Origin of the sequence: Asaia astilbis JCM 15831, from assembly GCF_000613845.1 — a bacterium.
Lineage (GTDB): Bacteria > Pseudomonadota > Alphaproteobacteria > Acetobacterales > Acetobacteraceae > Asaia > Asaia astilbis.
In genome coordinates this window covers 88695-110680 of record NZ_BAJT01000012.1, presented here as the reverse complement: position 1 = coordinate 110680, position 21986 = coordinate 88695, and the positions used below count along the sequence as shown (strand labels likewise).

Sequence of the window (21986 nt, the reverse complement as noted above, 5' to 3'; positions counted from 1 at the left end):
TCGAATACGCCCATCAGAACGTCACCCGGATTTCACGAATGCCGCCGCGCCCATTTTCAGCGCGGACAAGAGCGGCATAACGCGTTTTCAGCCGCAGAAGATCGGCAAGGGGCGCGCGTTTAAGTTCACGATTGTTAATGCGATAGCTTTCTTGGTCGAGGGAAGCGCGCTTCTCAATGACGGCACAAATCGCGTCGTAGATGCGACGGTTCTGCGTCCTGGTATCTGAGCCAGCCGGAAGCGATGCAATATCCGCAAGGATTTGGATCGTTCCGCTACTAATTTCACTTACATTGCCGGATATATCCAGAAATCTCAGGGAATATGCATAGCTTCCGGCCAGCCAGTTTGCCGTATCGGAGGCCGAGACAGCGATGAAGCCGTCAACGCTTTGCAGGTTTATGGAACCGGGGCCACGCAAATAGAGCGTGACGTTATCTCCCGTCTCAACATGGAAAGTCGTCCCACCTGTAAACGTATCTGGGAGGCGAATTCGCCTCATTGCGGTCTTCTCCACTTTCGTCTCGCCTTGATACGAGGCAACGGTTGCTTATCGCCCGCCTGACTATTGGCCTCCACTGACATATGAGAATTTGTTGTATCTTCAGGGTTCTCATCTGTTTCTGTCGTGGCTTCCTGTTTTTCTTGAGCTACCACGCGTAGTTTGGGGTTCATGATCTTCAGGGCGGCATACGCGTAGACGCGACAGTCCAACGCCTCATTGCGTGTCTTACTCGGGAGCACCCACTCGCGCCTGTTAACGTTCCCTTTGCGGACGACGAGCTTTTCAGCCGTGATTTGTTTGAACCACTCTTCCTCGCGATCCTCTGGTATGTGCATGTAGCCGGGGCCGCCCTGTATGGCAGATGAAACAGTTTGCGCTATGCGCCGCATCACAACCACTTTTGCTTCATCTACAGCGACAGGGAAGATATCGACCTTTCGCGCATTTTTGCCCGATCTACGTCGTTGAGGCGCGGGAACGATGGGATTTCCCCACGATGGGGAATAACCCTTCACGCCGAATATGCGTCTTCCTGTCTTCCCACGTAGCCAATCCCAAGCCGCTTGTGGATAACCGCCCGTGCCTCCCGTATCGAGGCAGGAAGCTGAAATCTTCATGATCGAGCCATCGGAGCGTTCGAAGCGGGTTTCCTTTATGATCCGTTCGAGATCGTCAAATACCTCGCCTGCCAGAGGGTCACCCCACAAAACGCCGTAGGCGAGAGACCATGACTCCCCGTTTTCCCCCCAGCCGACAATCTCATATTCAAGGCGGTCCATCTGCATGTCAGCACCCAGAGTGATGTACAGAACGCCATCAGGCAGGTGATCGGGAAACGTATATCGCACGGCGTAGAGCGTCCCGGCCTCCGCACCGTCGCCTTTAATTTCATAGGTGCGGGATAGTGAGACATTGGCGAACGACTGGAGATCATCGACCTTCAGCTTGTCGAGATAGTCGCGCACGATATCGCCCATCTTGCGGAACGTCGAATAGGCTTCCCAGGCATGATATGACGCGTGGCCTTTAAAGGGTCGCGTTGCTTTCCACCCGCCTCCTACAGCCTCGGCATCCCTAAGCGCTTTGATCCGCTGGCCATCTGACCATAGCGATCCGCAATGCTCGCAGGTGTAGGCGGCGGTGTCAGGCTCGTGATCATCGTGCTCCGCATCTTTTTCTGCATCTGCAAGGTCACTAGACCGTCTGCCTACCCATTGTACGTTCGCCCAGTGCAGCGCCTGTAGTTCACTGCAATCGGGGCAGCGGACTTGGAAGTATCGCTGGTCGCCTGCAAGAAAAGCAGCTTCGATATAGGACGCGTCTTTGATCGTAGGCGTCGAGATTTCGAGTAGGTATCTGTCATCGCCGAAGGTCGCGGAGCGCTGCCACAAAAGCGATACGGGATGCCCCTCATCGGTCGCCCTGTAGCCATCCACTTCGTCACAGACGATGAACGGAGCAGAGCGTCCGCGCATGGTTTTGGTCGAACCGGCCCAGGCGAACATTAGGAAGCCGCCAGGATAGGATTTCATCGACTGGTTATTCACGCCCTCGCGTCCGCGCGGCTTGGCGATCAGGTTCCGTACTTCGTCTGATGCGTCAACCATTGGCTGGAACTTAGTCTCAAGCCAAGTCTTCAGATCGCCTTGGCTCGGCTGCATCATCATCTGGGAGCGCGGCCTTTGCCCAATGGCGTAAGCCTGACAGCCAAGCGCTGACATTGTTTTCCCCACCTGCGCAGACCACATCAGAGAAACGCGACGGCAATCGGGATTGATGAACTGGTCCATCGGCTCGCGCTGGATCGGCGCGTTCATGATCCGGTAGTAGCCGGGAACGGCGTTGCCTTCAGGTATCTTTAGGTTTTGCTCACACCAGGCGGAAGGGGCGAGGTCTGGCGGCGGTCGGAACATTTGAAGCGCGCCGCCAATCGCACGCGCTGCACCGCGCCAATTATTCAGCGCTGCCAGATCGATCTTCATCTAGGGACTCATCAAGTGTCGTAGTGTCGAATTCGGATAGCGCCGTCAGGGCGCGGTCTATTTCTTCTGAGAGTGTCCGCTTGAAAACGCGCTCATCCGTTTCGCCAAGAAGCTGGGACACAGTGCGCCCTGGCAGATTGCGCATTGCGGCTTTGACCTCTGCAAAGACCACAGAGAGGCGACGTTCAAGCTGGTCTAGTGGGACGACGAGTGCGGCTTCAGTGGCGTATTTCAGACGCTCGCGTTCGAGTTTGACGCGAGCAGTCTCTTGCTCAATAGCCTCGATGTCGTCGAGTTTGCCTTCTGCGGCATCCTTCGCACGGTCTTGGCGCCATTGAATGACAGACGCAGTATCGAACTGCCACTCCACACCCCGCCCGCCGCGCCGGACGAACGGCATTTTATCTTTGACCCACGCATCAACCGTAGGCAGGGAAATACCTAAAATCTCCGCTAGTTCGGCGCGATTTACTAATCTACCCTCCGCTTTTCTTGCCACGAGCGCACCGCCTCACAGAAAACATAAAGTCAAGTATTTCCGGGCTCCCACAAACCGAAATCGGGGGGTCGGGGGACTGCGCAAACAGTTTCACCGAGGGAGGACCCAAAATGACTTGTCCACATACTTATCAACAGACATATCCACATAACCAACCAAAATCTGTGGATAACCTAAGGTTTCACGTCAACTCCCTGCAATTCGTGCAGGTATTCCCACAGCCTCGCCTTGTCGGACTGACACCGTGCATCGTGCTCGCTCACTGCAATGTGATTGGCCAGCATGTCCGAGACGCTGCCCGAGGCGAGAGCAGGAACGTCACCATCAGGCCGTGCATATGGCGGGAGAACGAGCGCCGGTCTGACGTTAGTGACCGATGGCGGCGTTGGCACGGTTCCAGAGCTGCACGCCGTTAGCACTGAGACCGCAGCTAACATGAGGAAGAGTTTGCGCGTCATGTGAGATGCCTTTGTATGCAGCGTCGATCTTGTCGCGTGCGTCCTGAGTGTCGGAGAGAGTTTGTGCGAGCGATACGGCGTTAGCTTGAGCATCGACCTGCGCGGCCTGGTAGGCGGTTGCCGTTTCATCGGCTTCCTTGCGCCGATATTCGCTGAATGCAGCTTCGGCGGCGCTTAGCTTGGCGGCCCCTGCATTGGCGGCAACGTGGTGGCCAAACCAGAAGCACAGCCCACAGACTGCGAGAATTGCCAGAAGTTTCGCTGCCGTGATCGATCCCTTGATTTCAGCCAGCATGATCGATCACCAAATATGCGACGGCAAGAAAGAGAGTCGCAATGCAGACAGCCAGGAAGCCATACGGGAAGGACAAGCCGATCCAGACAACCAAGGCACCAATGCCGCCACTCACGATCAACACAGCCGCAATGAACCATACAGTCACCACGAACCATGCGGCGGCGTTAAGAAAGTCGCTCATGCCTTTTGGCCCAAGCGTGTCTTTTCACGCGCGCACAGGGCTGCGAACATTACGATGACGAGGACGGCAAGACCTGCCTCCACGCCAGACCCGCCAAGCCAGCGCGCAATGAAACAAGCCAAGTCCACTGACAATACGATGATGAGCGCGACAACCACGAAATAGAGAAACAGTTTCACGGCGTGTTCTCCCTGCATGAGGTTAGGAGTGCGGATGCACCAAGAAGGAAAAGGGCGAGTCCGGGCCAAGGATTCCAGTGTAGGACGACAGCTTGGGAGAGCCGGATAACCGAGGCGGTGATCAGAAGAAGGCCGGAAAGCCAAAGTATCTTACGCATCACGCAGCCGCCCTCCCATGCGCTTCCTGATAAGCTCTGATCAGGAAATCCATTGCGTGTTCGTTCTGACCGTATCCTGCGCCGGGAAACGACGCCCAGCGTGACCGGGTGAGATGAATGGCTTTTTCGATATCGCCTGCTTCGATTGCAGGCATGGCCTTGCATTCGTTGATCAGGCAAATCGCGATACGATCCTGAGAGGCGGGCGAAAAATCGAGGAGCTGAAGATATTTCTTATAGTAAGCCCAATATCGTCCCATCACCTGATAGGCCCCGGCTGCATCCGATTTAACGGCAGGATTAAACCGCATAGGATGCGTGGCATAGGAGCGGAACAAGTACGGGCGAGCCACTGTCGATCCAACGACGACATTGTATCCCTCGTCCGACACGTCCATGAGCGGGTGGCCAATTTCTGACACGGTTATCATGTGCAGAAATGCAGACTGGTTCGGTGTGAGACCGATCAAGCGTGGCATTTGCGATAAATCCTGAGGGTGTTGTGATAGACGATCAGCAGGGCGCAAGTGGCTTCGAGCGTCGTGTGGCGCATCTCGACAAAGTATGGAGCCATGGACACGGGCCAGAGCATGGCGGCGCATGATGCGGCTGACAGGAAGTAAATGGCTTTACCGATCAGGCCATCCTTATCGGCGGCAAGACGATACACAGCCCATGCCAACATGACCGAAGCTGAAACGATTTGCAGGATGATCATCGTGGACCTCCCAGAAATCCGGTGAGGAAATCACCGACGCGAACGGAAGCGATGAGATTGACGGCTTTCGCGATGACGGAGCCAGCCAGGAGCCCGCAAAGGAAAGCTGCGACAGGCTGAGCTATGGCGAAATGAGCCGCAACCACAGGGCCTAGGTAATAGGACGTTGCAATGCCGGTGAAGAGAAACGTAAAGCGCTGCCTCTTCGTCTTCATCTCGGTATGATACGGGAGCGCGACGACTGCCCCGAGGACGCCTGCCAGCCATAGCGCACCTGTTTCTTTCGCTTCTGAGATCATGCGATTGCAGACGCCTGCTCTGGGCGACGGGCGGCCATTCGGTAGATTGTTGCGCGGCTAATACCGACCTCGCGTGCAATACGCGGGAGGTTCGCGCCTGTTTTGAGCAGTTCGCGCGCTTTTTCGAGAGCCAAGCGGCGCTCTGGGCATCCGAGTGTGATCTGGGTTCCGCCAAAGTGATCGCACAGCTTTCCCATGGCGTCGTAACCGATGCATTCGGTAATAAAGCTAGAGTGTTTTGGTTTGGCCGGTATGTATAAAAAACGGATGCGCCCAACGGGTTTAATACGCCGCGCAAGATTAGTAGCAGCTTCGACGCCGATAAGGCCGCAAACTTCATCTAGGTTATTTGTCGTCATATCGCCATACAGTATATTTATTAGAATGACGATTTATAACATGCGCATACCGGGGCGCTTTACTAACAAATGAGAATAAGTTGTCTGAATGCGATGTTTTACACAGTGCAGTCTAAGTGCCGGGTTTGCCGGGTTTAGACACCTATTTTCTTACTCTAACGCGGGAGAAGAATCTCTACATTACTGTAAGGCAATATAGGAATTTATATCCCAGAGTAGGAGTTGGGAATTTCCGCCTAAACCTGGCAAACCCGGCACTTTACCGGGTTGAGCCACGATCTTTAAAATCTGCGGTCCGCATCTGAGGGTCTGGGAGGATGAGGCGCATGTGGTTATATTATCCACCACCGCAAAGAGACTGAGAAATGACGAAATCTCTAGAGAAATTCAGCTTCGAGGGCGCGCCTGTTCGTGTGATGGAGCGCAACGGAATTACCTGGTGGGTGCTTGCAGACGTGTGCGCGGTCCTGGCAATCCGCAATGCCCGTGATGCAGCGGACCGGCTAGACGATGATGAAAAGGGTGTCGCTACTACCGACACCCTTGGCGGATCCCAGGAGATGACTGTCATCAATGAGAGCGGTCTCTGGTCGCTTGTTCTGACCAGCCGTAAGCCTCAGGCAAAACGCCTCAAGAAGTGGGTGACTGCCGAAGTCCTGCCTTCCATTCGCAAAACCGGCCAATATGGAAGCGCTGTAGGCATCAGTGCAGCCGCTTTAGAGCAGTTCCGCACAGAGGTGATGCGCAACCGCCTGTTGCCTCGGTTTTTTGCTCAAGATCCGGTTGTGGCGGCGAACGAACAAGTCAAACGTGAACACGATGTCGATTTTCTGGCTGCGCTCGGCATTTCAAATCCGGATGGGCGCCTCTTAGCTGCGACAAGCTATGAGGCGGGGCAGATCTCCGCGTTCGTTGAGGCATTCGTTGGTGAATTTGGGGTCGGGGGCGACCACGTGACGCTGGATACGATCATGAAACGTTATTATCGCTCGGCTGAATTGCAGGAATCCGTACCTAAAACGGTTCCTCATGGTGTGGAGGGCAACGTGTTCTCTGACGGTCTCGCAAAATTTCTGACTGCGTATTCGTTTCTCGTCGTCGGAGATTGCTTCATCGAGCCTAAGCCTACCCGTAAAGGTGCTTCAAAATCTTGGCGCGTTAATCGTGTGACGCCTCGTAAGCGCATAAACTAACTCTCCCACTCCCCTGCGCCGCATAAGCGCTGATTTTCCAAAGCGAAATCAGATCGATAAGGTTGAGCTACGCCCTTGCGACATATCGCCATGGCAAATCAACATGGCAAAATGGGTTTCCATGCGCTCCAAGCTTCGTCATATTTCACGAGCGTTTAACGAGGGAGTCGTAATGAAACTGAGATATCTGGCCATAGCTATATTGGCTGCGATGCCGAGGATCGCGAATGCGTCTACACCTGACAACATAGTTGGGGACTGGCTTTTGACGCACATAAGTCAAGATGATGAAATTCATACTCATATGTGCGGGGCGATGACAGTCACCAAAGACAACACAGATTTTTTGCTCCGCGATGATGAGCGACATGCAGAGATCAGGTTGATCAATAACAAATGGAATCTACCTTCGAAAATAGAAGGGATTGTCAGTATAAAATCCGGAAAATATCAACGAGATTTCAAGGCTTTCGGCTCTGACTCAACGATGCTGGATATCGATATTGCAGAGGCCGATTTGAAAGAGCTTGTCGCGGTGCTGAGTTCCGCCCGCTCTGCCTCCATGACATTTGGGAAAAACAAGACGCAAAATATACCGATTTCCGGGTCTGCCGAAATTCTAAACGGTTTTAAAGATTGCGTCCGGCATATCGGTAACATGGATCTAGGCGACCCTGTTGGCCAAACAAACTCCCCCTTCTGATGCCCGTGAATTTCACATCAATGTAATCTTGCCTATCGAAACGAGAACATATAAAGAACGAATCACGGCAAATTGATGCAGAGTCGCATAAAAAACCCGCCGTAAGGCGGGGAGTCAGGAGGCTTTAGGAGCGTGTTCCAAACCGATTTGAATGAGACGCCGTATGGCTTCCGGGCGTGTGACCCCCTCGGCTTTGGCCCAAATTTCAACTGTCTCAGACAGAGGAACAGGCATCGTGAAATGCTGCGCAACGGTGTCCGTGCGCGGCCTTCCTCTCTTTCTGGAATTCTCTGTAGATTTTATCATTGACGTACTCATGGATTTTCTTGTAGACAAAATTCACGAGGCGAGCAAGGGAAACTGAGCTACGCACACACAGATAAGAGCATAGGAAAGCTAGTTTTAAAGGCGATTGGGGGAAGCTTGCACCCTTCCCCCAATCTGCACCTGAAACCATCCCTAGGAGGGGAGCATGGAAACGGCACGACCGGTTGATACCACACGCGCAAACAGTTTCACAACTGTCCCGCATTCTCTCACGATCCTTTCGACGGGCATCCGTCGAGACAATGAGGGTCGCTATTGCCTGAACGACTGCCACAAGGCGTCGGGCGGTGATGCTTCCAAAGCTCCCGGCCAGTGGATGGCCAACAAACAAACTAAGGCGCTGATCGCAGAAATCGAAACTGTGGAAATTCCCACAGTTTCGGAAACTGCCGGAAAGTCGGTAGCTACTCTCGAAGGACGAAACGGCGGCACCTACGTCGCCAAGGAACTGGTCTACGCCTACGCAATGTGGATCAGCCCGCTGTTTCACCTGAAGGTCATCCGGGCGTTCGACGCATTGGTGCAGGGCAACACACACCAGCCCGCCACCGTCATCCCGCCCGAAGCCGTCACCCTCTACCAGACGCTGACAAATGTTGGCATGACGGCGCACGGGATGACGCGCAAGAGAGCGGTGACGTTCGCGAATGAGGCGGTAGCCGAGCGATACGGCATCGACTTCATGGGGATGATGGGCATCCCGAAGGTGGGAGTGTCTGGACGAAAGCGCATTGAGCGTCCAACGGCGGAAGAAGCCAATCCGAAATTCCCTGAGGTTCTGGCTAACCTTGCAGCGGTCTTCGGGGTGGGAAAGCGCCCATTCTCCACAGCCGAGATTATGGCACATCCCAGAGCGTGCGGCGATATCGCGCGGGTGCTTGGCTATCATGTTTGCGATGCTGACGGCGAAATCTCATCGCGCCGTCTGGGCAGATATCTGCTTGCGCATAGCGGAGAGCAGGTGGCTGGCGCGTGTGTAGCTCCATACGGTTACACCAGAGACAAGGTGCGTCTTTGGGCAATCGACCTATCGCTCAGGGAGGTGTGCAATGACACCGAACCTGACACCGCAGCAGCGCATTGAGGAGAGCCGAAAGGCTATCGCATTTCTCAACAATCCGGCCTTTGAACTGCATCTCTCTACGACCCGCACGCGAGTGATCTCGGACCACGAGCGCCGCTTGGCGTCGGACACAGGGCTAGTCATTCCTGCGATGAGGGAGGCACGCTCATGAGCGCGGAATTGAAGCAAGAGCTTACTGAGGCTCTGGAAGCGCTGCTCTCAGACGCAAGAGACCTGCTCGTAGAAGCTGCACGGACACCTGGCCGCAAAAATCTTACCGCCGATGAGCTGGAAGAGCGCGGGATTGCGCCTGAATCGTTCGCCAAGGCTCGCGCGGCTCTCGCTAAGGCTATGGGAGAGAGCTCATGAGCACCATCTTATGCGGCCTCACGGCCTTGGCGGTCGTCGGGTTTGCCTTCGGAGAGATCAGAACATGGGTGCGTTGCTGCGAATTGCAGGCGCAACTTCGGCTGCTCAATAAATTGAAAGCTGCGCATGAGGCCGGACAAGGCCGGAGCGTGGGAGGAAGATAATGACCATGACCAGTGCAGCAATAATCACGCTTCTTCGCATTCGTGAATGGGGAGCGTGCAGCGATGGGGGCGACTGGTTCCGGGAGAAATTCCCGCAGGGCGGGGACTACGGCACTGTTATGACGGCTCTGCACGAAGATCGCCGCCTCGCAGATGCAACGTGGCTCGCGGACAAGGCATTTTCTGAGGCGGCAAACGTGTCCGCATTAGTGCGGAGCGAAATTACCGCAGTGCAGTCTGCAACCAAGGATAAAGACCATAGCGGAAACTACGCCCGGATCGGGTGTAGCGGAGCCAACGCTCTGATTGGGAGCAGCGGAGCCAACGCCCGGATCGGGAGCAGCGGAGCCTATGCCCACATCGGGAGCAGCGGAAACGATGCCCGGATCGGGAGCAGCGGAAACTACGCCCGGATCGGGAGCAGCGGAAACGATGCCCGGATCGGGAGTAGCGGATACTACGCCCGGATCGGAAGCAGCGGAAACGATGCCCGAATTAAGTGCGAGGGGAAGAACGCGGTGGTTGCGTCTGCGGGGATTGGTGCAAACGTCACCCTTGGCAAAGGTGGCTGCGCGTCTCTCGTCTGGCATGATGGAACCCGCTCTCGCTTCACTCACCTGTATGTAGGTGAAGACGGCATTGAGGCAGGCGTTGCCTATCGCCTGGATGATGCCGGGAAGCCTGTTCGTGTCGATGGGGAGGACTGATGTATGACTGAGTCATTCAAGAGCCTCACTGAAAAAGGCGTGTTCAAGCGTAACAAGCTGTTCTCCATCCAGATCGAGAACCTGCATGTTCAATCGGGCTTCAACCTTCGTGAAAATGACGAAGACCTGAAGTCGCACATCTCGGACATTGCGGATTACATCGCGAAGGGTGGCCAGCTTCCGCCTTTGCTGATCCGTATTGCCGAGGATGGCCGTGTGATGATCGTTGACGGGCATTGCCGTCATGCCGGTTACACACTTGCGAAAGAGCGAGGTCACGCGGTCGATTGGATCGATGTGCTGCCATTTCGTGGCGACGATAACGATGCAGTCGCGATGATCATGCACAGCGCAAGCGGGAAGCCGCTTACGCCGCTCGAAACCGCAGAGGGATACAAACGACTCAATGATGCGGGCATGTCGTCTACGCAGATTGCGGAGCGGTTCGGAAAGACGCGTCAGAGCGTTGATGGTTTGCTCTTGGTCTCGAATGCGCATCCCAAGCTCAAGGAGCTGATCCGTACCGGCGTCGTGTCGGCAGCAATAGCTGCCACAGCGATAAGGCAGCATGGAGAAGACGCCTACGCATGGTTGATGACGCAACACGAGGCCGCCACAAGCCAAGGGAAGTCAAAAATCACCCAAGGCACAATAGCGGCAAACGATAGCGGGATCATCAAAGACGCTGCGCAGACCGATCTAGAGGACCTGACCGGCAAGCCTGGGAAAACGTCTGTGAAATCGTTGCGTGCAGGGATTGCGACGTTTCTTGAGAGCGTTGGAAAGTCTCATCTGTCAGTGGACGGTAATAAGACAGTTTCCGTATCGGTGGACGCCATAGCTGCGCTCAAGCGGCTTTTGCCACCCGATATGCGGATGAATGACGGACCACACTGACGAACGGAGCGTACAAACCGGGATCAGGAACGATCTGGCCGGGACCTGCCTTGCTTACCGCGCCAATGTCGGCACGGGTTGGACAGGAACCGGCCCCCCTCTGGTGGTTGACCGCAAGATGGTCGTTTCAGTTTCCCCCGGTGACGTTGTGTTGCGTAAGGCGCGGCGGTTTTCAACCGGCTTGCCGCGAGGGTTCAGTGATCTGTTCGGTGGCGTACCGATAAAGATCACGCAAGAAATGGTTGGGCGAACGTTTCTACAGTTTTTCGCTATCGAAGTGAAAGACGACAAGGGGCGAGCGTCAACAGAACAGAATGCGTTTTTAAAGGCAGTAAAACGCTTTGGTGGTCGCTCCGGTGTTGCACGCACCGTCGAGGACGCCAGGCGGATTATCGCAAGTTAGGACTGGCGTGAAAAACGTATCGTTTGAAAAGATCAACGCTGTCGCACTTCCGCTCTTGCGGTCGCTTGTGACTGAGTGGGTGCCTGGTGGAAAATTCCGGGGCAAAGAATACGTTGCCGGGAGTATTCGTGGTGGGAAAGGTGAGTCATTTTCTGTCAACGTCACTAACGGAAAGTGGGCTGATTTCAGCAGTAACGGCACTGATCGCGGCGGTGACGCTATCAGCCTCTATGCCGCTGTATTCACCAGTGACGATCAGAAGCGCGCCGCAGACGAACTGGCCACGCGCCTGGCTATCAGCGATGAGACGCCGCTACCGGAATCACCCCGTAACCAGCCTAAAGACTGGGAACAGGTTGCACCCGATGCCAATACGCTAGAACCAAATCTGAGCCGTTGGGAGCGTGCGTGGCCATATCACAACCATGAAGGACGCATCACGCACTACGTGGTTCGGAAGGGAAACGGAAAAGACAAGATCATCCTCGCCCTGACATGGGGCAGGAAAATGGACGAGAAAACAGGCGAGCTGGTTTTGGGATGGCATCTCAAACAGCCTAAAGCCCCGCGTCCTCTGTATCGCCTGAACGGGATTGCGAAGGCGAAGAGCGTCATAATATGCGAGGGCGAAAAAGCCGCCGACGCGGCGCAACTGATGTTCCCGCGCATTCTCTGCACTACGTGGATGGCCGGAACGAACAATGTCGCGAATGCCGACTGGTCGCCATTGTCCGGCAAGAAGGTGTTGATCTGGCCAGATAATGATGAGCCCGGTCACAAAGCTGCGGACGAGATTGCCTCAATTCTCTCCGGAATTGCCGCCTCCGTTAGCAAGCTTGAAGTGTCCGATCTGCCTGAAAAAGCAGACGCAGCAGATGTAAAACTAGAAAACCCAGCGGAATGGCTGAAGAAACGCGCTGGTTCGGTGATTGGCGGTAAGGAAAAGCAGGTTCGGCAACCTCAGGTTCCGCCAGAAGTGAAGGGGCGCCGTTCGGCAAACCTGGACCCGATCCAAGTGGTGACTGGCGATATCGATCTGGCCGCGAAGCAGGGTGCGGAGGCGTTGATAAAATCCGGTTATGTGATTTTCAGGCGTGGGAAAGATCTGGTTAAGCCAGGCAAGACGAAAGTCAGTGCGGCGGATGGCCGTGAAACAGTTTCTGCGTACTTCCAGATGGTCAACGCATCGATGATGATAGCAGCGCTGTCGCATACGGTGGCGTGGGTGAAATATAATAAAAAAGCGGGAGATGTGGTCCCAATAGACCCCCCGCCAGCCGTCGCAAATATTATACTGTCTGATGCGTCCGAGCATGATTACCGTGTTGTTTCGGGGATTATCACAGCCCCGACGCTCCGACCGGACGGTAGTGTTCTGATTGATCCCGGTTATGACGCAGCCACGAAAACATACTATGATCCAGACGATGCACTGAAAGTCGTATTGCCCGAGCCGACATACGCGGCGGCAGACGATGCACTAAACCTGCTTGATGGGCTACTTGAAGAGTTTCCGTTTAAGACGAAGGTAGATCGTTCGGTAGCACTGGCAGCAATTCTGACATCGGTCGTGCGCAGCGCCATACCGGTTGCCCCGTTATTTGCGTTCAGTGCGACCACGCCAGGGTCTGGGAAATCATTCCTGGTGGATGTTGCCAGCGTCATCGCGACTGGGCGTCCATGCCCTGTCACGTCAGCAGCGAAAGACGACGACAAGGAAACTGAGAAGCGGCTTGCAGGTCTCCTGATGAGCGGAGCGCAAATCATGTCGCTCGATAACGTCAATGGAGAGCTGGGCGGTGATCTGCTCTGCCAAGCGGTAGAGCGACCGATCCTCTCGATACGCCCCCTCGGCTCGTCAGATCATATCGAGGTGGAAAACCGCGCGGTTATGTTCGCAACCGGAAATGGTTTGCGGGTGAAGGGCGACATGACCCGGCGTGCCGTGATGTGCAATCTTGACGCGGGTGTAGAACAGCCAGAGTTACGACGTTTCTCGTTCAACCCGATCAAACGCGTGATGCAGGATCGCGGCAAATATGTTGCTGCATGTCTGACTGTTGTGCAGGCGTGGATGCAGAGTGGCGACAGCGTCGATATTCCCCCCTTGGCCTCATTTGAGGGATGGAGCGGCACAGTTCGCGGCGCGCTCGTTTGGCTTGGTCATGTGGACCCGTGTGCCAGCATGGCAGATGCGCGCGCGGACGATCCTGAAATGGATGAAATGCGTAGCCTCATTGGAGCACTTGGCAATGCCATGGGCATAGGTCGCGTGCACGCCAAGCCGCTGAGTGAAATCGAACGTCTATCGAATTCGCACTTCACTGGGCTTGAAAGCGGTGATGGGCTGAAGTTTCCAGAACTGCATGACGCAATTGGACGCATAGCGGGAACGCCAGCCGGGAAGATCAACACACGCACGCTCGGGCGCTGGTTCATGCACAAGAAGGGGCGCATCGTTGACGGCCTGCGCATCGCGGATTGCGGTTTGAACCGGAAAATGGTCCGACTATGGGCAGTGGAGGCGATATCGTGAACGCCCTTCGCTCATATCAGAAGAAGTGCGTGACTGAGGTCGGACAGCAGTTTCGCCTAGGGCATCGCGCCGTGCTTATGGTGGCACCTACCGGCGCGGGTAAGACGGTGATGTTTTCCCACATGGCCGATACGTTCAGGTCGCGAGGGAAACGCGTTCTGATTGTCGCGCATCGAAAAGAGCTGATCAAACAAGCATCAAGCAAGCTTCGCGCCGCAGGGATACAGCACGGCATTATCGCGCCGTGGGCTGAGCAGGTGCCGGAACTGGTCCAGGTGGGTTCAGTCCAAACGCTCAGAGGGCGGCTCGGCAGATTGCCACGCTTCGATCTGATTGTGATCGATGAAGCGCACCACTCAGTAGCGGGAGACTGGGCGCGGCTTATCGCGTCTCAGCCTCAATCGCTGATCTGCGGTGTAACCGCATCGCCGCAGCGCATGGACGGTAAAGCATTGGGCGTGTCCGAAGGTGGCGTGTTTGAAACGATGGTCCTCGGTCCGACGATTGCCGAATTGATCGACCTTGGTTTTCTCACGCCGTCAAAGGTATTCGCTCCGAGCATCCCGGACATGATCGGTATCCGTACCAGGAAGGGCGATTTCGATACCACTCAACTGGCGAAGCTCATGGCTAAGCCGGAATGCATAGGCAATGTGTCGAACACTATCAGCGTCATGCAAGCGGGCTGCCGACGATTTGTTTCTGCCCCTCAGTCGAGGTTGCGGAAGGATATGCCGCAGCGTTTCGTGCCGCTGGATATCGATCCGTTGCCGCTCACGGCGAAATGGAAGCGGATGATCGCTCAGAGGCGCTGTCCGGATTGGAAACGGGAGCCGTCCAGATCGTCACGGCCTGCGACCTGATTTCGGAGGGCGTGGACGTGCCATGCGTGGCCTGCGTGATCCTCTGTCGTCCCACGAAATCCCTTGGACTGCACATTCAACAGGTCGGGCGCGGATTGCGTCCGATGGAGGGAAAGACATGCCTCATCATACTGGATTTTTCGGGGAACACGCTGCGCTTCGGCCTCCCTGATACCGATCACGGATGGAGCCTGGACGCGCCTGCAAACGACACCAAGAGGCGCGCATCATCGAGAGGATGGCTCTGCGAATGCGGCGTAGTGCATGCGGCCCGAGCGGGTTCTTGCGCGGAATGTGGTCGAGAGAGACCCGCCGTCAGCGGGCGGAAAGAAAAAGACGAGTTGCAGCCAGTGGGGCTCGAAGAATTCGATAAGACGAAAGAACGGGCGTGGCGCGAAATGGCGTACGGAGACCTGATTAAGGTCGCAAAAACTGAGGAAGATTTGCGCGATATTGCAAAAGCGCGGGGATACAAGACCGGATGGGTAAGTAAAGCGATGAAGGAAATTGCAGCATGACCAGCAGCACGAATTATCATGATGCCTGCAAGCCGGGTGTCGAAGTTGGCTTCAAGCGGAAGGTTCACGCGCATCTCTCACCGGGTGCTTCTTATGAAGTCATGTGCCTCACGACGCGCGGAAGTCCGATGATCGAAGATGACGCCGGAAATATCGGATTTATCAGCAACGAATTTTGGAATGATGGCGGTGGCTTCGTTATCGGCAGTGGAGACCCAGCATGACCCAAGAACAGAAGCCGGAAAGCGCGGAGTTTCGGACGCGGGAGGAGCGGATTGACGGGCAGATCGAGGATATTTTCGAGATACATGAGGCCGAGGACGCCGAACGAGTTATTTCCAAAGGTGACCTGCGCCTGATGATCGAAGCAGCGCATAAATCAGCCGAGGCCCGAGGCGCAGCAGAGCAGAGCCGGAAGGATGCAGAGGGGCAGGAGCCTGTGGGATACGTTGTGGCACGTCTTCAGGAATTATTCACAAAACCAGATAACCCGCTTGTAGCTGCAATGATTTTTTCCAGTATTGACGCCCCGCACATTCAACCCCTCTACGACCGCCCCGCCAACATCGCCGCGCTTGAGGCTCGGGTGAAGGAGTTGGAGGCCCAGATCGGGGCAATGCAGTACGGGACTGTTCGGCAGGTAATCCACTCACCGTTGCGTCATTTCAAGCCGGAGGACCGCTCATGATCCTAGAACCGACAGCTATCACCACAGGTTGGTGAACGATGAAGAGGGCCTGATCGCGTCAGAGCGCCTAACGCTGTCGCCGAGGTTCCCGGTTCATATTGGGGAATTCGATAACCGCGATGGTTCGAGCCGCGAGACTGAACCGTTGGTGCCGCTCGCCAAGGCCTTGGACTATGCCGCCGCACTCGTAACGGCGGAGAGGGAGCGGTGCGCGAACAGGCTGGCTGACGTGGCGAAAAATCTCGGACGTCATTGGGGATCACATCTCACGGAGGAAGGCATTGCCATCAAGGAAGCGTGCGCCGCCCGCGTCGAGCAGGAAGCCGCAGCCATCCGCGAGGGAGGCGAGGGATGAACTTGCGAGCGATTACAGCCGCCCTTGAAACAGTTTTACACTACGCGAGGATCGGTGCGTCAGCGAACGAAGCGAGCCGCAAGGAATGCGACGACGCAACCACAATCTTGCGCGGCATCATGGGGATGCTTCCAGTATGAGCGCGAAAATTCAGCCCCGTCTTTTGCGCACGGAAGACGCAGCGGAGTATTGCGCGGTGTCCGTATCGGCATTCAACAAAGACGTTGCGCCGCATTGCCGAAAGCTCAATCCCTCTGGCGTTCGCGTGGCGTGGTTGCGCGATGATCTTGATGCATGGATTGATTGGCTGGCAGGAATGAAAGCCGGGGACATCAAGCCCGCTCCTCAGGTTCCGCCGATTAACCCGTTGGATGAATATCTATGAGCGTCATACGCCTTCGATACATCCAAAGGTTTAAGGATCGTCATGGCAAGCTTCGGGTCTACTACCGTAAGCCAGGGAATAAGCGTATCCCGCTGCCTGACGAACGCGACCCCGGTTTTTTCGAGGCGTATCAGCGCGCCGCATCGACACACGCAGTGCCGAAACCTGCGCCTCCACCTCGGTTCAAATCATTCGCTGATCTGATACGGGTTTGGATGGAGAGCGCACGGTTTAAGCAGCTAAGGCCATCGACGCAGGAAACGTATCGCAGGATTCTGTATCGAATGCAGAGAGAGGGTTGGTCTGCTTACCCCGTCTCAGACTTCAGACAGCCCCATATCAGAAAGTTCGTTTCTAAGCTTTCAGACAGACCGTCAGCGGCGAATCATTGGCTCAAGCTCTTCAGGCTTCTCTTTGACCACGCGGTCGAGGATGGCTGGTGTGAGGTCAACCCGGCGAAAGACGTAAAGCGTCTTCGCGAAAAAGCTGAGGGCGTCGAATCCTGGACAGACGAGCAGATCGAGCAGTTCGAGGCCCGCTGGCCGGTCGGGTCGCAGCCGAGACGCGCCCTGTCACTGCTTCTTTATACCGGCCAGCGCCGCAGTGATGTGGTGAGAATGGGCCGCGTTCACGTCAGGGGGGATCTGATAGAGGTTCAGCAGCAGAAAACGGGCGCACGTTTGCTTATTCCTATCCATCCTTTCTTGCACGTTGAGATCGCCGCAGCTCCTGAGGCTGGCACGTTCCTTCAAACGCCAAGCGGCAATGCTTACACCCCAAATGGTTTCTACATGCGGTTTAAAGATTGGCGAGAAGCGGCGGGGCTCCCTGACGGGTTGAGCCTCACGGCTTGAGAAAAGCAGCCGCCCGCCGACTCGCAGAAGCAGGGTGTTCGACACACCAGATTGCCGCGATCACCGGTCATGCGACTCTATCTGAGGTTCAGAGATATACGCGCGCCGTCGATCAGGAAAAGCTTGCTCGTGAAGCAATGCGGCGCATGGAGAGTGTCAAACCGAAACCGGCGATTGTCAAACCGCTATAAAAAATGGCGGATTTCGGCGAATTTTCATGTGGAGTGGTGAACCGGGTGGGACTCGAACCCACGACCATTCGATTAAAAGTCGAATGCTCTACCGGCTGAGCTACCGGTTCACATGAGGCGACTGGCTACATTATGAGCCAGAAGCGTCAACCGACTGAATCGGGTTCAGTCGGTTTTCATGCGGCTTTTGAGGCCGTAGCTGATGGATCAGGCTTCGGGACGCATGGAAATGATGGTGTCGGGATCCTTCACCATGCCCGACGAACCAGCGCCACGCTTGATCTGGTCGATATGCTCCATGCCGGACACGACCTGACCTGCAATGGTGTACTGGCCATCGAGGGACGGCGTGGGCTGGAACATGATGAAGAACTGGCTGTTGGCCGAGTTCGGGTTCATGGTGCGCGCCATGCCGAGTGTGCCGCGTTCGAACTTCGCTTCGCGCGTGAACTCAGCCTTGAGGTCGGGAAGGTCGCTGCCGCCCGAGCCGTGCCGGTCGGGTCGCCGCCCTGAGCCATGAAGCCTTCGATCACGCGATGGAATTTCACGTCGTCGTAGAAGCCCTGCTCGGAGAGGGTACGCAGGCGCTCTGAGGCCAGCGGAGCGAGGTCGGGGCGAAGTTCGATCACGACATCGCCGGTCTTGAGCTTCATGACGAGGCGATTATTGGTCTCGGACATTGAATCTTATCCTTGTGTTTGCAGAGGCCTGAGGAGGCCACGCGGCCTATGTCGGCTTCTCTGCCTCATTGGGCAAGAGACGCCGGGCGATATTCTCGGGCACGTAGGGGCGGATATCGCTCCATAGGCCAGAAGCTCACGCACGAGGCTGGAGGCAATCAGTCGATGCTCTTCGCGTGCGGTGAGAAACAGGGTTTCGAGTTCGGGTGCGAGCCGATGATTGATGGCTGCCATCGGCATCTCGCTGGTCAGATCTGACTCGGAGCGCAGGCCGCGAATAACGTAATGGGCACCGTGCGCACGAGCCGCTTCGATCATCAGTGTCTCGAACGGAGCGACGCTTACGGCGGACAGACCTTCCAAGGCGAAGGTCTCGGCAATGGCGGCACAACGCTCGTCAAGCTGCAGACGGGGCACCTTGCCGGGGTTGAGGGCAACACCGATGACGAGACGATCGACGATGCCGAGGGCGCGGCGCGCGATATCGAGATGACCGACAGTGAACGGGTCGAATGTGCCGGGATAAAACCCGACACGTGACCCGTCCAGGGAGAGATCAGTTTGCACTGTCATCCGGCGTTGCTTCATCGGACGCCGTGCTCTCTGGTGCCGGGGTATCCTGGGCACCCGAGGCTGCGGCATCGGACTCTTCGAGCGACGTCTCGGCGTCGTCGGCATCCGTGCCTTCGGACTCCGCAACCGGGAAGATGCTGGTGACGCGTTCCTCGGCGCCGACGCGGAACAGGGTAACGCCGCTGGCCTGACGGGCCATGACGCGAACCTGCGATACAGGCACTCGGATAAGGCGGCCGACATCGGTGACCATCATGACGTCAGTACCATCGAGTGTCGGCAAGGTCGCGACGACCTCGCGACCGCGCTTGGGATTGGTCAGCGTCATATTGGCAATGCCCTGACCGCCGCGGCCGCTCACACGATACTCATACGCCGAAGAACGACGGCCGAAACCGGCATCGGTGACAGTGAGCAGGATTTCTTCCTGCGCTGCGAGTTCGTCGAAGCGTTCCTGCGTCAGATCGCCAGCGTCAATGGCCTCATCGGCATCGTCGGAAGCGATCTCTTCGATCTCTTCCTCAGTGCCTGCGGCATTGGCAGCGGCTTCGGCACGACGTTTGGCGTTGGCTGCGCGCAGATAAGCAGAGCGTTCTTCCACGCTCGCATCGACATGGGTCAGAACGCAGAGCGAATTGACTTCGTCGCCCGTTGCCAGACGAATGCCGCGCACGCCGGAGCTGTCACGCCCGGCGAAGACGCGCAGCGTGTCTTCGGTAATCTGGAAGCGGATCGAGCGCGCCTTGCGGGTGGCAAGAAACACGTCCTGACCTTCGCGGCAGGTGGCAACGCCAACGAGGCTGTCGCCTTCATCGAGCTTCATGGCGATCAGGCCGGAGGCACGGATGTTCTTGAAATCGCTCAGGCGGTTTCGTCGAACATTGCCGCTCGCGGTTGCGAAGACGAGGTGCAGATCTTCCCACTGCTCCTCTTCCTGCGGCAGGGCGAGGATTGCCGTAATGGAGTCCGAGCCAGATCGGGGAGAAGATTGACGAGCGCGCGCCCCTTGGCCGTTGGGGAGGCCTCGGGCAGACGCCAGACCTTTTCCCGGTAAGCCTTGCCACCGGATGAGAAGAACATGACCCATTGATGCGTATGGGCATTGAAGCTGTTGACGATCACATCGTCGCCACGGCGTCCGGAGGCCGTGCGACCGCGTCCGCCGCGGTTCTGGGCGCGGAAGACTTCGAGAGGGGTCCGCTTGATGAAGCCGTCACGAGTGATGGTGACGACCATCTGGCCGGGTTCGATCAGGCTCTCATCCGACTGGTCACCCAGTGCGTCCGAGATCTCGGTCATGCGCGGCGTGGCAATTTCGGCGCGGGCCAGAAGCAGCTCGTGACGCATCACCTCCATCCGGCGGATATGGCTGCCGATGATGTCGAGCAGATCGTTGATCTTGGTGGCGACTTCGCTGAGTTCGCCCTGGATCTTGTCGCGTTCCAGACCGGTCAGGCGCTGCAGGCGGAGTTCGAGAATGCCGCGTGCCTGAACTTCGGTCAGGTGCACCTTGCCGTCGAAGATAACGTTACCATCGTCGTGGATCAGTTCGATGAGTGGCTGCACATCGGCGGCGTTCCAAGCGCGGGCCATCAGGGATTCGCGGGCTGTCGCGGCATCGGGAGCGCTACGAATGAGGGCGATGACCTCATCGATATTGGCAACCGCGATGACCAGACCGACAAGGAGATGGCCGCGGTCGCGCACCTTGTTGAGATCAAAGCGCGAGCGGCGAAGAATGACGTCCTCACGGAAGCGAATAAACGCTTCCAGGACATCTTTCAGCCCCATGGTGCGGGGCTTGCCATCGTCGAGTGCCAGGCAGTTGACGCTGAACGAGGTCTGAAGCTGGGTAAAACGATAGAGCTGATTCAGAACGACTTCTGGCGTTGCGTCACGCTTGAGCTCGATGACGATCCGCATGCCCGAGCGATCGCTCTCGTCGCGGATATCGGAGACGCCTTCGATTTCCTTGGCGCGGACGAGATCGGCAATCTTCTCCTGAAGCGTTGCCTTGTTCACCTGATACGGGATCTCGGTAATGATGATCGCCTGACGGTCCTTGCGGATGTCTTCGATCTCGGCCCGCGCCCGCATGGGGACAGAGCCGCGACCTGTCTCGAAGGCCTGGCGGATGCCGCGACGGCCCATGATGATGCCGCCGGTCGGGAAATCGGGGCCGGGGATGATCTTCATCAGATCATCGAGTGTTGCCTCGGGGTTTTCGATCAGCGCGAGCGTGGCGTCGATAACCTCACCGGGATTATGGGTCGGGATGTTGGTCGCCATGCCGACCGCGATACCCGAGGCGCCGTTGACCAGAAGGTTCGGGAAGGTGGCGGGCAGAACCTTAGGCTCGCTCTCGCTCTCATCGTAGTTCGGCTGGAAATCGACCGTATCGCGGTCGATGTCGTCGAGCAGGAAGGAGGCGGATTTGGCAAGACGCGCTTCGGTGTAACGCATGGCCGCAGGGCTATCGCCATCGACCGAGCCGAAATTGCCCTGACCGTCGATGAGGCGAACGCGCATCGACCAGGACTGAGCCATACGGACCATGGCGTCGTAGATCGAGCTGTCGCCATGCGGATGGTATTTACCCATGACGTCACCGACCGCACGGGCCGATTTGCGATAGGGCTTGTCAGACGTGAAGCCGCTCTCACGCATGGCGTAGAGAATGCGACGATGGACCGGCTTGAGACCGTCACGCACATCTGGCAGCGCGCGCGACACAATGACCGACATGGCATAGGCGAGATAGGAGGAGCGCATTTCCTCCTCAATGGTCACCGGGATCTGGTCAGTGGGCGCGGATGGCGGCATCAGGTCGGTCAAGGCAGGTCCGTCTTGTTGTCTTGGAGGGCAGGGCGAGGAAGGTCAG

26 protein-coding genes, 1 tRNA gene and 4 pseudogenes are annotated in these 21986 nt (G+C 56.6%); 17 read left to right on the top strand and 14 right to left on the bottom strand.

The window, feature by feature from the left end; all coding sequences use genetic code 11:
- Positions 1-13: 13 nt before the first annotated feature.
- From JCM15831_RS18275 to JCM15831_RS21520, 10 genes are all read right to left on the bottom strand, one after another.
- Entirely contained in the window at positions 14-502 is a 489-nt protein-coding gene (locus JCM15831_RS18275) for a hypothetical protein (RefSeq protein ID WP_025824219.1), read from the bottom strand.
- Entirely contained in the window at positions 499-2418 is a 1920-nt protein-coding gene (locus JCM15831_RS10380) for a phage terminase large subunit family protein (RefSeq protein WP_269530440.1), read from the bottom strand. Before JCM15831_RS10380 ends, JCM15831_RS18275 begins: the two co-directional genes overlap by 4 nt.
- Positions 2419-2458: 40 nt before the next feature.
- Positions 2459-2986, bottom strand: coding sequence for a terminase small subunit (locus JCM15831_RS10375; protein ID WP_025824217.1), 528 nt, complete (start codon positions 2984-2986; stop codon positions 2459-2461).
- Between the two features lie 366 nt (positions 2987-3352).
- On the bottom strand, positions 3353-3739 hold the full coding sequence (locus JCM15831_RS10370) for a hypothetical protein (RefSeq protein WP_025824216.1): 387 nt from the start codon (positions 3737-3739) through the stop codon (positions 3353-3355).
- Complete coding sequence (locus JCM15831_RS10365; RefSeq protein WP_025824215.1) at positions 3729-3923, bottom strand: hypothetical protein; 195 nt, start codon at positions 3921-3923, stop codon at positions 3729-3731. The genes JCM15831_RS10370 and JCM15831_RS10365 overlap by 11 nt, the downstream gene beginning before the upstream one ends.
- Entirely contained in the window at positions 3920-4102 is a 183-nt protein-coding gene (locus tag JCM15831_RS10360) for a hypothetical protein (RefSeq protein ID WP_025824214.1), read from the bottom strand. Before JCM15831_RS10360 ends, JCM15831_RS10365 begins: the two co-directional genes overlap by 4 nt.
- 157 nt (positions 4103-4259) lie before the next feature.
- The gene (locus JCM15831_RS10350; RefSeq protein WP_025824213.1) at positions 4260-4739 is read right to left on the bottom strand and encodes a glycoside hydrolase family 24 protein; all 480 of its coding nucleotides are present in this window, start codon (positions 4737-4739) and stop codon (positions 4260-4262) included.
- A complete protein-coding gene (locus JCM15831_RS10345) occupies positions 4727-4978 on the bottom strand; it encodes a hypothetical protein (RefSeq protein WP_025824212.1) in 252 nt (83 codons plus the stop codon). Before JCM15831_RS10345 ends, JCM15831_RS10350 begins: the two co-directional genes overlap by 13 nt.
- Positions 4975-5277: a hypothetical protein gene (locus JCM15831_RS18270; RefSeq protein ID WP_025824211.1), complete on the bottom strand. Its 303-nt coding sequence runs from the start codon at positions 5275-5277 to the stop codon at positions 4975-4977. The genes JCM15831_RS10345 and JCM15831_RS18270 overlap by 4 nt, the downstream gene beginning before the upstream one ends.
- Positions 5274-5636 carry a helix-turn-helix domain-containing protein gene (locus JCM15831_RS21520; RefSeq protein ID WP_156938826.1) on the bottom strand — a complete coding sequence of 121 codons (363 nt, stop codon included), beginning with the start codon at positions 5634-5636 and terminating at the stop codon, positions 5274-5276. The genes JCM15831_RS18270 and JCM15831_RS21520 overlap by 4 nt, the downstream gene beginning before the upstream one ends.
- A 365-nt stretch (positions 5637-6001) precedes the next feature.
- On the opposite strand from JCM15831_RS21520, the gene JCM15831_RS21045 reads away from it, so the two are divergent.
- The 17 genes and pseudogenes from JCM15831_RS21045 (at position 6002) to JCM15831_RS22745 (ending at position 17852) form a co-directional block, all read left to right on the top strand.
- Positions 6002-6829, top strand: a complete 828-nt coding sequence (locus tag JCM15831_RS21045; RefSeq protein WP_025824209.1) for a BRO-N domain-containing protein — start codon at positions 6002-6004, stop codon at positions 6827-6829.
- A 172-nt stretch (positions 6830-7001) separates the two neighbouring features.
- On the top strand, positions 7002-7532 hold the full coding sequence (locus JCM15831_RS10325; protein ID WP_035774255.1) for a hypothetical protein: 531 nt from the start codon (positions 7002-7004) through the stop codon (positions 7530-7532).
- Positions 7533-8004: 472 nt separating this feature from the next.
- Positions 8005-8943 (top strand): KilA-N domain-containing protein, encoded by a 939-nt coding sequence (locus JCM15831_RS20285; RefSeq protein ID WP_025824206.1) that lies wholly within the window; start codon positions 8005-8007, stop codon positions 8941-8943.
- Positions 8944-9090: 147 nt separating this feature from the next.
- On the top strand, positions 9091-9291 hold the full coding sequence (locus JCM15831_RS10310; protein WP_025824205.1) for a hypothetical protein: 201 nt from the start codon (positions 9091-9093) through the stop codon (positions 9289-9291).
- 163 nt (positions 9292-9454) lie between these two features.
- Positions 9455-10162 (top strand): hypothetical protein, encoded by a 708-nt coding sequence (locus JCM15831_RS20280; protein ID WP_025824204.1) that lies wholly within the window; start codon positions 9455-9457, stop codon positions 10160-10162.
- Positions 10163-10165: 3 nt separating this feature from the next.
- Positions 10166-11059 (top strand): ParB/RepB/Spo0J family partition protein, encoded by an 894-nt coding sequence (locus JCM15831_RS10295; RefSeq protein ID WP_025824203.1) that lies wholly within the window; start codon positions 10166-10168, stop codon positions 11057-11059.
- Entirely contained in the window at positions 11043-11462 is a 420-nt protein-coding gene (locus JCM15831_RS18250) for a VRR-NUC domain-containing protein (protein WP_025824202.1), read from the top strand. The genes JCM15831_RS10295 and JCM15831_RS18250 overlap by 17 nt, the downstream gene beginning before the upstream one ends.
- Complete coding sequence (locus tag JCM15831_RS10285; protein WP_232228123.1) at positions 11404-13998, top strand: topoisomerase; 2595 nt, start codon at positions 11404-11406, stop codon at positions 13996-13998. Before JCM15831_RS18250 ends, JCM15831_RS10285 begins: the two co-directional genes overlap by 59 nt.
- Positions 13974-14375: pseudogene (locus tag JCM15831_RS23990) on the top strand (DEAD/DEAH box helicase family protein); the annotation flags it as partial. The gene JCM15831_RS10285 and the pseudogene JCM15831_RS23990, both read left to right, overlap by 25 nt.
- A 263-nt stretch (positions 14376-14638) precedes the next feature.
- Positions 14639-14902: pseudogene (locus JCM15831_RS23985) on the top strand (DEAD/DEAH box helicase); the annotation flags it as partial.
- A gap of 309 nt (positions 14903-15211) precedes the next feature.
- On the top strand, positions 15212-15379 hold the full coding sequence (locus tag JCM15831_RS22755; protein ID WP_232228126.1) for a hypothetical protein: 168 nt from the start codon (positions 15212-15214) through the stop codon (positions 15377-15379).
- Positions 15376-15603, top strand: a complete 228-nt coding sequence (locus JCM15831_RS10275) for a hypothetical protein (protein ID WP_025824200.1) — start codon at positions 15376-15378, stop codon at positions 15601-15603. Before JCM15831_RS22755 ends, JCM15831_RS10275 begins: the two co-directional genes overlap by 4 nt.
- Entirely contained in the window at positions 15600-16067 is a 468-nt protein-coding gene (locus tag JCM15831_RS10270; protein WP_025824199.1) for a hypothetical protein, read from the top strand. The genes JCM15831_RS10275 and JCM15831_RS10270 overlap by 4 nt, the downstream gene beginning before the upstream one ends.
- A 31-nt stretch (positions 16068-16098) precedes the next feature.
- On the top strand, positions 16099-16422 hold the full coding sequence (locus JCM15831_RS10265) for a hypothetical protein (protein ID WP_025824198.1): 324 nt from the start codon (positions 16099-16101) through the stop codon (positions 16420-16422).
- A 136-nt stretch (positions 16423-16558) separates the two neighbouring features.
- Positions 16559-16807: a helix-turn-helix transcriptional regulator gene (locus tag JCM15831_RS10255; RefSeq protein WP_025824197.1), complete on the top strand. Its 249-nt coding sequence runs from the start codon at positions 16559-16561 to the stop codon at positions 16805-16807.
- A gap of 284 nt (positions 16808-17091) precedes the next feature.
- Positions 17092-17661, top strand: a complete 570-nt coding sequence (locus tag JCM15831_RS22750) for a tyrosine-type recombinase/integrase (RefSeq protein WP_373277637.1) — start codon at positions 17092-17094, stop codon at positions 17659-17661.
- Entirely contained in the window at positions 17658-17852 is a 195-nt protein-coding gene (locus tag JCM15831_RS22745; protein WP_232228120.1) for a site-specific integrase, read from the top strand. The genes JCM15831_RS22750 and JCM15831_RS22745 overlap by 4 nt, the downstream gene beginning before the upstream one ends.
- A 34-nt stretch (positions 17853-17886) precedes the next feature.
- Here JCM15831_RS22745 and JCM15831_RS10245 read toward each other — a convergent pair.
- The 4 genes and pseudogenes from JCM15831_RS10245 to gyrA form a co-directional block, all read right to left on the bottom strand.
- Positions 17887-17962 (bottom strand) — tRNA-Lys (locus tag JCM15831_RS10245).
- 97 nt (positions 17963-18059) lie between these two features.
- Positions 18060-18532 (bottom strand): annotated as a pseudogene (locus JCM15831_RS18235) (peptidylprolyl isomerase).
- Positions 18533-18538: 6 nt separating this feature from the next.
- Complete coding sequence (gene coaD, locus JCM15831_RS18230; RefSeq protein WP_232228119.1) at positions 18539-19105, bottom strand: pantetheine-phosphate adenylyltransferase; 567 nt, start codon at positions 19103-19105, stop codon at positions 18539-18541.
- Positions 19089-21928 (bottom strand): annotated as a pseudogene (gene gyrA / locus JCM15831_RS18225) (DNA gyrase subunit A). Before gyrA ends, coaD begins: the two are co-directional and overlap by 17 nt.
- Positions 21929-21986: the final 58 nt, after the last annotated feature.

Coding starts and splice junctions, on each gene's coding strand:
- JCM15831_RS20280 (WP_025824204.1), top strand. CDS start 9,455: ATGACCATGACCAGTGCAGCAATAATCACGCTTCTTCGCATTCGTGAA.
- JCM15831_RS18270 (WP_025824211.1), bottom strand. CDS start 5,277: ATGATCTCAGAAGCGAAAGAAACAGGTGCGCTATGGCTGGCAGGCGTC.
- coaD (WP_232228119.1), bottom strand. CDS start 19,105: ATGACAGTGCAAACTGATCTCTCCCTGGACGGGTCACGTGTCGGGTTT.
- JCM15831_RS10365 (WP_025824215.1), bottom strand. CDS start 3,923: ATGAGCGACTTTCTTAACGCCGCCGCATGGTTCGTGGTGACTGTATGG.
- JCM15831_RS21045 (WP_025824209.1), top strand. CDS start 6,002: ATGACGAAATCTCTAGAGAAATTCAGCTTCGAGGGCGCGCCTGTTCGT.
- JCM15831_RS10325 (WP_035774255.1), top strand. CDS start 7,002: ATGAAACTGAGATATCTGGCCATAGCTATATTGGCTGCGATGCCGAGG.
- JCM15831_RS10370 (WP_025824216.1), bottom strand. CDS start 3,739: ATGCTGGCTGAAATCAAGGGATCGATCACGGCAGCGAAACTTCTGGCA.
- JCM15831_RS10380 (WP_269530440.1), bottom strand. CDS start 2,418: ATGTTCCGACCGCCGCCAGACCTCGCCCCTTCCGCCTGGTGTGAGCAA.
- JCM15831_RS20285 (WP_025824206.1), top strand. CDS start 8,005: ATGGAAACGGCACGACCGGTTGATACCACACGCGCAAACAGTTTCACA.
- JCM15831_RS18250 (WP_025824202.1), top strand. CDS start 11,043: ATGACGGACCACACTGACGAACGGAGCGTACAAACCGGGATCAGGAAC.
- JCM15831_RS10310 (WP_025824205.1), top strand. CDS start 9,091: ATGAGCGCGGAATTGAAGCAAGAGCTTACTGAGGCTCTGGAAGCGCTG.
- JCM15831_RS10345 (WP_025824212.1), bottom strand. CDS start 4,978: ATGATCATCCTGCAAATCGTTTCAGCTTCGGTCATGTTGGCATGGGCT.
- JCM15831_RS10295 (WP_025824203.1), top strand. CDS start 10,166: ATGACTGAGTCATTCAAGAGCCTCACTGAAAAAGGCGTGTTCAAGCGT.
- JCM15831_RS10270 (WP_025824199.1), top strand. CDS start 15,600: ATGACCCAAGAACAGAAGCCGGAAAGCGCGGAGTTTCGGACGCGGGAG.
- JCM15831_RS21520 (WP_156938826.1), bottom strand. CDS start 5,636: ATGACGACAAATAACCTAGATGAAGTTTGCGGCCTTATCGGCGTCGAA.
- JCM15831_RS10275 (WP_025824200.1), top strand. CDS start 15,376: ATGACCAGCAGCACGAATTATCATGATGCCTGCAAGCCGGGTGTCGAA.
- JCM15831_RS10350 (WP_025824213.1), bottom strand. CDS start 4,739: ATGCCACGCTTGATCGGTCTCACACCGAACCAGTCTGCATTTCTGCAC.
- JCM15831_RS18275 (WP_025824219.1), bottom strand. CDS start 502: ATGAGGCGAATTCGCCTCCCAGATACGTTTACAGGTGGGACGACTTTC.
- JCM15831_RS22750 (WP_373277637.1), top strand. CDS start 17,092: ATGCAGAGAGAGGGTTGGTCTGCTTACCCCGTCTCAGACTTCAGACAG.
- JCM15831_RS10255 (WP_025824197.1), top strand. CDS start 16,559: ATGAGCGCGAAAATTCAGCCCCGTCTTTTGCGCACGGAAGACGCAGCG.